At 39.4% G+C, this 3526-nt stretch carries 3 protein-coding genes and 1 pseudogene; all 4 read left to right on the top strand.

Features of this window, described 5'->3' with window-relative positions:
* Positions 1-462: 462 nt before the first annotated feature.
* The gene (locus FTU91_RS15895) at positions 463-840 is read left to right on the top strand and encodes a hypothetical protein (RefSeq protein WP_044502095.1); all 378 of its coding nucleotides are present in this window, start codon (positions 463-465) and stop codon (positions 838-840) included.
* Entirely contained in the window at positions 837-2000 is a 1164-nt protein-coding gene (gene tet(X), locus FTU91_RS15890) for a tetracycline-inactivating monooxygenase Tet(X) (RefSeq protein WP_064754130.1), read from the top strand. The genes FTU91_RS15895 and tet(X) overlap by 4 nt, the downstream gene beginning before the upstream one ends.
* 17 nt (positions 2001-2017) lie before the next feature.
* Positions 2018-2878: a macrolide hydrolase EstT gene (gene estT / locus FTU91_RS15885; protein ID WP_077782102.1), complete on the top strand. Its 861-nt coding sequence runs from the start codon at positions 2018-2020 to the stop codon at positions 2876-2878.
* 65 nt (positions 2879-2943) lie between these two features.
* Positions 2944-3411, top strand: a pseudogene (locus FTU91_RS15880) (GMP synthase (glutamine-hydrolyzing)); the annotation flags it as partial.
* Between the last annotated feature and the right edge of the window lie 115 nt (positions 3412-3526).

Below are 3526 nucleotides of genomic sequence, written 5' to 3'. Positions count from 1 at the left end.
GTAAATTTTCAGCGTTGCTGGCTCCCCGTCAGCCGGATTGGGTTGCATCGCAGGGGTGTCGAAAGAGTCAACTGCGGTCCAAAGCTGTTGGACTTGGGTGAAAAGGGCGTTTATTCTTCCTATACGTTGTTCAGAATAACATTGTTCCGCCAACAATCAATTCGGTAGATATTGAACCTGAATATAGGGATATATTTAACTTGACGTTACACCAATCACAACAACGGCAAGTGAATTACGCAATGAGTAATACTTTTGGTTTTGGCGGACACATTGCCACAAGTATTTTTAAAAAATATGCTGAATAGAGAGTAGGTGCTAACTTCGGTTTGCTCGTGTTGGCGCTAAATCGAAAGTTCAAGTATCCCAACATGTTCCTTCGTATAGAAGTTAAAAGTTGGCAATTATCGTAGAACAACCTACAGACAACACCAATATGTAACCGATAAATAATTACAAAATATGACCGACAGAGTAAACATCATCAATAACTACATCGATGGATACAACCAATTTGATATCAAAAAAATGGTTGCAGACCTTGACGATAATATTGTTTTTGAAAACATTCAAAATAATGATATAAGTTTATCGCTGAAAGGGTTAACAGCGTTTAAACAACAGGCAGAAACAGCAAAAACATACTTTGCAAAGAGAACACAGACAGTTAAATCGTTTAGGCATTTTGACAACAGCACTGAAATAGAAATTGATTATACAGCAATTTTAGCAATTGACTTTCCGAACGGCTTAAAAAAAGGGCAAAAGCTAAAGTTATCAGGAAAATCCGTGTTTGAATTTAAAAAAAACAAAGTGATTAAATTGACAGACATTAGTTGACATTAAAACCAGCGAACAAGAATATGACTTTACTAAAACATAAAAAAATTACAATAATTGGTGCCGGGCCTGTTGGATTAACAATGGCGAGATTGTTACAGCAAAACGGCGTGGACATTACAGTTTACGAGAGAGACAAAGACCAAGATGCAAGGATTTTTGGTGGGACACTTGATCTGCACAGGGATTCGGGACAGGAAGCAATGAAAAGAGCGGGATTGTTACAAACTTATTATGACTTAGCTTTACCAATGGGTGTAAATATTGTTGATGAAAAGGGCAATATTTTAACCACAAAAAATGTAAGACCCGAAAATCGTTTTGACAATCCTGAAATAAACAGAAATGACTTAAGGACTATCCTATTAAATAGTTTACAAAATGATACCGTCATTTGGGATAGAAAACTTGTTACCCTTGAACCTGATAAGGAGAAGTGGATACTAACTTTTGAGGATAAATCGAGTGAAACAGCAGATCTGGTTATTATTGCCAATGGTGGAATGTCTAAAGTAAGAAAATTTGTTACCGACACGGAAGTTGAAGAAACAGGTACTTTCAATATACAAGCCGATATTCATCAACCGGAGGTGAACTGTCCTGGATTTTTTCAGCTTTGCAATGGAAACCGGCTAATGGCTGCTCATCAAGGTAATTTATTATTTGCGAATCCTAATAATAATGGTGCATTGCATTTTGGAATAAGTTTTAAAACACCTGATGAATGGAAAAGCAAAACGCGGGTAGATTTTCAAGACAGAAATAGTGTCGTTGATTTTCTCCTGAAAAAATTTTCCGATTGGGACGAACGCTACAAAGAACTGATTCGTTTGACATCATCTTTTGTAGGGTTAGCGACACGAATATTTCCCTTAGATAAGTCTTGGAAAAGTAAGCGTCCATTACCCATAACGATGATTGGAGATGCTGCTCATTTGATGCCTCCTTTTGCAGGACAAGGCGTAAACAGTGGGTTGATGGATGCCTTGATATTGTCGGATAATCTGACCAATGGGAAATTTAACAGCATTGAAGAGGCTATTGAAAATTATGAACAGCAAATGTTTGCTTATGGAAGAGAAGCACAGGCAGAATCAATAATAAACGAAACGGAAATGTTCAGCCTCGACTTTTCTTTCCAAAAACTAATGAATCTATAAAACAGAAAGGCGAGGAAATGAAAGAGAAAATAGTTAAAAAAAACGGAATAAGACTTTTTACCGAAAGTTTTGGATGTGAAAAAGATCCGGCAATACTCTTGATTGCGGGAGCAACGGTATCCATGTTGTATTGGGATGCTGAATTTTGCCAGAAACTATCTGAAAAGGGATTTTTTGTTATTCGCTACGACAATAGGGACGTAGGAAAATCTACTAATTACGAACCGGGTTCAACCCCCTATGATATTGTTGACTTAACCCATGATGCTATTTCAATTTTGGACGGCTATAAAATAGTCAAAGCCAATTTTGTGGGAATTTCACTGGGCGGACTGATTTCTCAAATAGCATCAATAAAATATGCCGACAGGGTAAGTTCAATAACACTAATCTCATCAGGTCCTTGGGGCGACTCAGACCCCACAATTCCTGAAATGGATACGCGTATTTTAGATTTTCACGGAAAAGCTGAAACCGTAGATTGGACAAATGAAGACAGTGTGGCAAATTATTTAATTCAAGGTGCTGAATTGATGAGCGGCAGGAAACAATTTGACAAACAAAGAAGTGAAAAACTGATTAGAGCCGAATTTAAAAGAGCTAATAACTATATAAGTATGTTCAATCATGCGGCACTGCAAGGTGGTGAAGAATACTGGAACAGATTGAGCGAAATCAATCAACCAACCTTAATTGTACACGGAACGGACGATAAAATATGGCATTTTAAGAATTCAGCAGTTTTACTTGAAAAGATAAACGGCTCAAAACTAATAACGCTTGATGGAACCGGACACGAACTACATTTCGAAGATTGGAATAAAATTATTGATGGAATAACGCAACATACAACAAATAACAAAAGAATGAACAAATAGGGTATTATGTATTTCCAAATCAACGGTTTAGAGATTGAAGCTAATATCAATGTGTTATGACGCTCAAGCTGGTGGAGCCGCTGCGCGAGCTGTTTAAAGATGAGGTGCGCAAGATCGGTATGGAGTTAGGTCTGCCCTACGACATGGTTTACCGTCATCCCTTCCCTGGCCCTGGCTTGGGTGTGCGTATTCTTGGCGAAGTAAAAAAAGAATATGCCGACAGGTTGCGCTTGGCTGATGCCATCTTTATCGAAGAGCTGTATGCCGCTGACCTGTATCACAAAACCAGCCAAGCCTTCGCTGTATTCTTGCCAGTGAAGTCGGTTGGCGTAGTGGGCGATGCCCGCCGCTATGAGTATGTGGTGGCATTGCGCGCAGTAGAAACTATCGATTTTATGACAGCGCGCTGGGCACACTTGCCGTATGAGTTTTTAGAAACGGTTTCTAGCCGCATCATTAATGAGATTCCCGGTATTTCGCGGGTAACCTACGATGTTTCCTCAAAGCCGCCGGCAACTATTGAGTGGGAGTGACGGGCACTGGCTGGCAATGTCTAGCAACGGCAGGCATTTCGGCTGAGGGTAAAAGAACTTTCCGCTAAGCGATAGACTGTATGTAAACACAGTATTGCAAGGACGCGGAACATGC

Origin of the sequence: Acinetobacter sp. YH12201 (genome assembly GCF_013418145.1) — a bacterium.
GTDB lineage: Bacteria > Pseudomonadota > Gammaproteobacteria > Pseudomonadales > Moraxellaceae > Acinetobacter.
This window is presented reverse-complemented; position numbering and strand designations above follow the sequence as displayed.